Source organism: Moorena sp. SIO4E2 (genome assembly GCF_010671945.1).
In the GTDB taxonomy this organism is placed as follows: domain Bacteria; phylum Cyanobacteriota; class Cyanobacteriia; order Cyanobacteriales; family Coleofasciculaceae; genus Moorena; species Moorena producens.
In genome coordinates this window covers 1-6,964 of record NZ_JAAHIE010000397.1, presented here as the reverse complement: position 1 = coordinate 6,964, position 6,964 = coordinate 1, and the positions used below count along the sequence as shown (strand labels likewise).

The following is a 6,964-nucleotide window of genomic DNA, read 5'->3' as shown; positions in this document are numbered from 1 at the left end:
TTCACTGGAGCAAGCCAAAAGGCAAGCCGAGAGGTTGAGAGAATCTAGGAGCCGTGTGAGATGAAAGTCTCACGCACGGCTTTGAAGGAGAGGTGCTCCGGATAATACCGGACATCGACTCTAATAAGCTTCCCGAGCATCCGAACCGATAGGTGGATTTGGGAAGAAGCCCGCGCTGTCCCGTGTTTAGCAGCGTCGGGAGTATGTCACCCAGGTCTAAACTATTCGTGAGAGCGCTATGCCCTGGGATAGGGAATAGCGATTAGTTAAGCATGGTCGAGAGGCTTAAAGCAACGGGAATGCATTCAGAGGTAGCCGGATTTATAGGAGGAGAACTATTTTTAGAAATTCGGCGCTGTCAATTGCCTTACTTTATTCCCAAAGAATGCGTGATCAAACCACAAACAGAGTCTGGGTATGAACCAGATGTAATCGTTTTAGACAAGCAAAGGGTTACTGATAACGAAGCACGGTGGGAAAAGGAATCGATTATCACACGGGGGTCTTCTGTTCGTTTAGTCATAGAAGTAGTTTCAACAAACTGGAGCGACGATTACGCTTTGAAACTGGAAGAATACGAATCTTTCGGAATTGCTGAATATTGGATTGTTGATTATTTAGGTTTAGGCGGTCGGCGATTTATCGGCAATCCTAAACAACCTACTTTATCGGTCTACCAATTGATAGATGGTGAATATCATGTTAGTCAGTTCCGAGGAGCTAACCGTATTTTATCGCCAACGTTTCCAGAATTAAGGTTAAATGCCGAACAGGTTTTTCAAGCGATCGCTTAATCAGCATTGATTAATCATGGAATGATTTGAATAGTTTTGTAGAACGGGCATCTTGGTAGAACGGGAATCTTGCTGGAACGGGCATCTTGGTGGAACGGGCATCTTGCCCGTTTCATTTTCGGGCAGGCAAGATGCCCATTCCACTGATATTCATTCCGCCCCTCAGCAATTAACCATTAGGATTAACTGTTGTGTCTACGCATCTGTTTCCTCTCCCCCCACACCTCCCACACCTCCCACACTACCCACACTACCCACACTATCCACACTCTTCCCCGGTGAGGATCAAGCCTCCTGACTAGCTTGGGGGGAAATCGCGAGCTAATTTGGAATAACCTAATCTGTTATTGTAACAATTTAAATTTAAGATTTGGTTAATTAAAGGTAAAATCAGGTGGACATTGGGAGTAGAGATTTTGATTGAGATGCTCAAAGTAGGAACCTTAGTTCGAGTGATTTATCCTGATTATGTTGCGGGTCTTTCGGGTCGTATTGAAGCACAGGAAGAATCCGGTCGTTGGATAGTCAGATTAGAGGAAAATCCATTTGAGCAGAATGATCAACCATTTATATTATCTCTAGATGAGTCAGACTTTGAAGTGATTAAGCCTCCTTCATTCTAGTTAAGCTAGTGATCATATTTTCCATCTCCACCAACCATGAAACACCAGATAAATATAAATGAGTTCAAGAAAAACGTCAAAGCTGACTTTAACACCAGACCAAACTATGATCAAGGAAGCTTTCACCCTCGGCTAGCCAAGGGTCTAGTAGAAGTATCCCACCTGCAAACTGGACAACGAATTCTAGATATGGCTACCGGTACAGGTTTAGTAGCAATTCTAGCTGCCAAAATTGTCGGTGCTTCTGGAGCTGTTGTCGGTGTAGATATTTCCTCAGGCATGCTCAATTTAGCCCAACAAAAAGTTAAAGCCGAAGGTATCAACAACATCAAATTTATAGAAGCAGATGCAGAAACTATCAACTTCCCAGATAATAGTTTCGATAGGATTCTATGTTCTTCAGCCATTGTATACTTAACAGATATCCCTGCTGCGTTACGGCAGTGGTATCGCTTCGTAAAACCAGGAGGATTAGTCGGATTTTCCTGTTTTGCAGCAAAGGCCTTTCCTACAGGAGGTCTGTTTAGAGAAAAAGCAGGAGACTATGGCATTGTAATTCCTAATCCCAATGGACCCCTTGGTAGTCCCGAGAAATGTCACCAGCTACTCACCGAAGCAGGTTTTCAAGACATCAACGTCAAAACCGACCAACTTGGTTACTACAGCAGTGATACTCAAACAGTAGCAGCAAACTCTTGGCGGGGAAACTCAAAGAGTGCCTTTGGCGCGGAAGTTTTCCAGCTTTCTCCAGAGAAATTAGCACAATTGAAAACTGAATTTTTTGTAGCCGTTGAGCAATTAGCCACACCACAAGGCATTTGGATAGATATTACAACGTTTTTTGTTTGCGCCAGGAAATCGGTAACATTTTCTATTCCCAAATAATCCCTAAATCTAAGCTATCAGCTATCAGCTATCAGCTAATGGGGTGGCTACTTGAGTGGCTATTGGCCTTTGGCCACGCTACTTGAGGTGCCAATGGGGCGGCTACTTGAGATCCGAACAGCTTGTGAATAAAATAAGCTGACTGCTGACTACTGACTGCTGACTGCTTACCTTAGGTTTTTAAAGGTTAAACGTTGCACTATTGCTATTATTTATTTTTCTTTTTGTTCTTCCTCCACCACTGGCATTGATTCTGTAGCATCTTCTGCTGAGTAGCCTGAAAATTTAGCCAATTGCTCTAACGACAGCATACCAGGATAAAACCGACCATTAATTTCCCAGGTTGGAAAGCCTTTGATCTTCGCTTCAATGCATAAGTCAGTTTGGGAGGTTTCAGCCCTTGGGTCACATTCAATATAATTGATCTGCTTAAATGCCTCACCAAACATTTGCTTCTGCTTTGTACAATAGGGACACCAGTAAGCCCCATACATTTTAGCACCAATTTTGTTCAAATGACCAGATAAAGAGGTGGCTGAAGGGGTAACTGGGAGTTCAGGAGCAGGGGATTCTAGGGTTACTTTTGTAGGGGTAGAGGGTGAGGGTTCTCCTAAAGAGGATTCCGCAGCTACTGTCAGTAGGACAAGACTAGAAATCACCCAGACAGTCTTATTTAAACTACGAATAAATATCCATGGGAGTTTAATGCTAGGTTTGGCGTTCATAGTTTGTAGGGGATATATTGGAATTATCCAGGGAATTAATCACTTCTTTACCGTTTTAACCTGATCTTGTCGGAAACTACCAAATCTTGATTAATGGGATCTAACCTCTCTACTTTCTTTGCTTACCAGGCTCCCAGCCCATTAGCTGGCAAGCATAGCATCGCCATATAGCAATCCTATCTGATTCGTGAAAGAAATGGACTGCTTTAAGGCAGAAGGCACCCACCCCTAACCCCTCTCAGGAGGGGAATGGCAGAAGGCAGATGATACCGGAGTTGGAGCTAGTTTTTCAGAAGTGCAGTGATGTTACAAATGATTTAGGATTGCTATAGCGCTTAAGCTGAATGCTTACTTTTCTGGAATTAACCTCAGCATCAGTGAATTATCTAATAACTAATCATCACTCTTTTTCATAAACAGGCAACTATGGTCAAACGTTTGCTTACCAAAGACATGCTCGATTTTGACGCTCCAGATCAAGTCAAGGATGTTATCCAACCTCAAGGGCGTCCACCGGAAACAGACCCTACTCTGGGTATCCGTCCGGAATTAAGTATTGAAGTCAACCAAAAGCCAGGCACTCCCCGACATCGACTGGTCACCATTGGTGATTCCCTAAGCCATGGCTTCCAGAATGGAGCAATTTTTAACACTGAGCGCTCCTATCCCATAATGATTGCTCAAGAAATGGGTTGGGAAGAACACCTGCGTCGTCCAACCCAATATGGCAAATTCGGTGGATTGCCCCTGAATCTGGAGTATTTAGTTCGGCACTTAGAGCGACAGTTTGGTGACCAGATACAGTGGTGGGAATTAGGACCGGCTCTGTTTTCAATCCGCGAATTTATGGACGACATAGAAGATTATTGGGAACGGGGTCCTGGTTGGCAAGGGGGCGTTGGCTCTACTGTTGCTATGCACAAAGGGATTAACCACAATCTCGCTATTTATGGGTGGAATCTTAAAGACATTATCTCTCACGACGCAGATACTCTCAGAAAGGCAATCGAGGCACCAACGGATGATCTATTGCGGCAAATCGTTGAGAATGCTAACGAACATGCGGCATTGAGGGTTTTGGACTCCGCACGGGATTCACAAGGTAAAGCACTTACCCCAGTGCAAGCTGCCGTGGCACTAGGGCAAGAAGGAAGTCTAGAAAACGGTCAGGGAGATGGTATTGAAACCCTGATGATCATGATTGGGGCGAATAATGCCATGGGCACCGTTGGTCAACTGCAGGTCAGATGGAGTTGCGATCGCGATTCAAATTCACCACAGCCCAATCAGCGACCTACGGTCTGGTGTCCGGAAGATTTCAAAGCTGAATTGGATCAAGTAGTTGACCAAGTCAAGCAAATCCAAGCTCGCCATGTGATTTGGGCTACAGTTCCCCATGTCACCATTGCCCCCATTGGTCGTGGAGTAGGAGATAAGATCGCTACTGGCTCGCGCTACTTCCCCTACTACACCCGTCCTTGGATTAGTGACGAAGATTTCGATCCTAACCGTGACCCGCACATTACCGCACAACAAGCCCGAGCCATTGATAGCGTCATTGACCAGTACAACGACTATATTGCTGATGCTGTACGTCAAGCTCGAAAAGAAGGTCGAGATTGGTATTTATTTGAATTAGGAGGATTACTGGATGGCTTAGCTTATCGACGTTATATTGAAGACTCCGACTGCAGACCAGATTGGTGGACTCCCTATCAGCTGGCACCGGAACTCGAAGCTCTTTCACCAGTACCAGATACTCGCTTTTTTAGATCCGATGCCACCGGTCGCACCAGCGGTGGTTTCTTCACCCTAGATGGCATTCATCCCACTACCATTGGCTACGGTATCGTTGCTCAAGAATTGATCACTCTTATGCAGCAACAAGCTGGTGTCAAGTTTTATGGCAAAGACGGTCGCACAGAGCGTCATGATCCAGTCAAGATCAATTTCCAACGCCTGATTGCTCTAGATACCTTGATTTCCGATCCACCGAAATCTTTATCGAGTAGTCTGAAATGGCTGGATTGGCTCGATCAGAACTTGCAAATTTTCCAGCGCTTACTAAGAAAGGGGAATTGAAGAATGAAGAATTTAGAATGAAGAATGAAGAATGAAGAATGAAGAATGCAGAATGCAGAATGCAGAATGAATAAATTCTAAATTATCCGGTTAACTAGTTAACATATCGATGATATGGGAATAGGTAGTTTCCTATTCCCGATTTTACAAACTAATTTCAACTAGTGATTAATTTAAAGGGGAATAATTTACCAATTTATCCAATTGCAGATTTGAGATCATTTTCGGGCGCTCAGGATGTCCACCCCACTCATATTAGTTCCTTGATTCAGCAATTCCAAGTATGGAGCGTAGGCAAAAACGCGATTACGTTTTTGCCCAGTAATTTCTTGTAAAATACCAACATCACACAGATCATTAACTAATTTGTTGGCATTAGGGTATTTGAGTTGAATAATTTTTTGAACCTGTTCAACAGTGATAATTGGCCTAAAATAAAGGTTATCCAGCACGATTATAGCGTTTCCGGTTCGCTTCCCCATCTTATTGACCAGTAGTTGATGATGTTCTTCCTTCATGGTTACTATGTTGCGGGCAGTAGCGGACGCTTCCTGAGCGACTTCGTAAACACCACGCAGAAAGAACTTTAGCCAACCTTCCCAATTGCCACTATCTCTGACAGCTTGAAGTCGGTCATAGTATTCAGAGCGATATTTCTTGAAATAGTAAGAAATATATAAAAGCGGGCGCTTCAGTATATTCTGCTCACATAGAAGAAATGTAATTAGTAGACGCCCTGTTCTGCCATTGCCGTCAAGAAAAGGGTGAACTGTCTCGAACTGAGCATGAGCCAATCCAATTTTTAGCAAAGCGGGAATTGGTTTTGAATCATGCAAAAACTTTTCTAGATTATCTAGAGCTTGTTTCATTTCATGGGGTGGAGGTGGAACGTAAGTAGCGTCTTTGAGGGAACATCCTTCCGGACCAATCCAATTCTGGCTACTACGAAACTCACCTGGATCTCGCTCAGAACCTCGCACTCCTTGCATTAACTTCTGGTGTATTTCCCGAATCAGGCGCAAACACACAGGTAAATCCTTCAAGCGCTCAAGACCGTGGTTAATAGCAGCGATATAGTTAACCACCTCAGCCACTTCTTGAGGATTATCTGGTTCGAGTGTTTGGGATTCAAATTCCAGAACATCTATCAAAGATGCCTGCGTTCCTTCAATCTGACTCGACAAAACCGCTTCTTTGCGAACATACATAAACACAAATAGGTCAGGGTTAGGCAGAGCATCTGTTGATCCATCTAGCCTACCGAGTGCACGATCCGCCTGAGATAGAAGCTGCCACATCTCGTCATCGATAATGATGTCAGGCACAGGCGGCAACGGATTCGGTATGAAAGCTTTATATCCACTAAGCTGATCCACATACTGACCTGCTCTAGTAGCACTAACCATTATTATCGCTGTCGTTAATACTGAATATTTTCCAGCTCTATATTAACGAAAAGCCATCTCTTTCGTTAATAAGCCTATAAATGAAAATTTATATGATATAATTACCAACTCGAAAAAATCAACTGAAAGGATCCATTACTATCCTATAGCAGTCGCCAGGGCAGTTAGGACATCGACATTAGTCTCACACCCTTTGTAAGCGATGCAGAGGTGCGACCCGTGGCGAATTTAATTCGCCAACGGAAAGCGCACCATTACGGTCTTGGGGGTTTCCCCCACTCGCTATTGCATCAAGAAGCGCAAGAGTTTGACTTCTGACAAATGACTTCTGACTTCTGACTTCTGCTATAAAGGTAACCTTCAGGGTAACTCAGGTTTCGATAAACTGAAGAAAAAATGCACTTGAGGCGATTATGACCCAAAACAATCGCTCCCCATGGGATGCTGGC

Annotated in this window: 7 protein-coding genes; 5 read left to right on the top strand and 2 right to left on the bottom strand. The window is 43.9% G+C overall.

Translation table 11 applies throughout. From position 1 onward, the window contains the following. Positions 1–272: 272 nt before the first annotated feature. The 4 genes from F6K37_RS28550 to F6K37_RS28535 all read left to right on the top strand — a co-directional run bounded on the left by F6K37_RS28550 (position 273) and on the right by F6K37_RS28535 (position 2,302). Entirely contained in the window at positions 273–794 is a 522-nt protein-coding gene (locus tag F6K37_RS28550) for a Uma2 family endonuclease (RefSeq protein ID WP_287253809.1), read from the top strand. A 52-nt stretch (positions 795–846) separates the two neighbouring features. Next, positions 847–1,092: a hypothetical protein gene (locus F6K37_RS28545; RefSeq protein ID WP_137985330.1), complete on the top strand. Its 246-nt coding sequence runs from the start codon at positions 847–849 to the stop codon at positions 1,090–1,092. 103 nt (positions 1,093–1,195) lie between these two features. Continuing rightward, the gene (locus F6K37_RS28540; RefSeq protein ID WP_287253806.1) at positions 1,196–1,417 is read left to right on the top strand and encodes a hypothetical protein; all 222 of its coding nucleotides are present in this window, start codon (positions 1,196–1,198) and stop codon (positions 1,415–1,417) included. Positions 1,418–1,453: 36 nt separating this feature from the next. Beyond that, the gene (locus F6K37_RS28535) at positions 1,454–2,302 is read left to right on the top strand and encodes a class I SAM-dependent methyltransferase (protein ID WP_287253804.1); all 849 of its coding nucleotides are present in this window, start codon (positions 1,454–1,456) and stop codon (positions 2,300–2,302) included. 212 nt (positions 2,303–2,514) lie between these two features. On the opposite strand, the gene F6K37_RS28530 is transcribed toward F6K37_RS28535, so the two are convergent. Next, on the bottom strand, positions 2,515–3,027 hold the full coding sequence (locus tag F6K37_RS28530) for a glutaredoxin family protein (RefSeq protein WP_008183374.1): 513 nt from the start codon (positions 3,025–3,027) through the stop codon (positions 2,515–2,517). Positions 3,028–3,453: 426 nt separating this feature from the next. Here F6K37_RS28530 and F6K37_RS28525 point away from each other — a divergent pair, with 426 nt between their 5' ends. Beyond that, on the top strand, positions 3,454–5,109 hold the full coding sequence (locus F6K37_RS28525; protein WP_008183371.1) for a hypothetical protein: 1,656 nt from the start codon (positions 3,454–3,456) through the stop codon (positions 5,107–5,109). Between the two features lie 218 nt (positions 5,110–5,327). Here the strand turns inward: F6K37_RS28525 and F6K37_RS28520 are convergent, their stop codons facing one another. Beyond that, positions 5,328–6,515 (bottom strand): Fic family protein, encoded by a 1,188-nt coding sequence (locus F6K37_RS28520; protein ID WP_008183368.1) that lies wholly within the window; start codon positions 6,513–6,515, stop codon positions 5,328–5,330. Between the last annotated feature and the right edge of the window lie 449 nt (positions 6,516–6,964).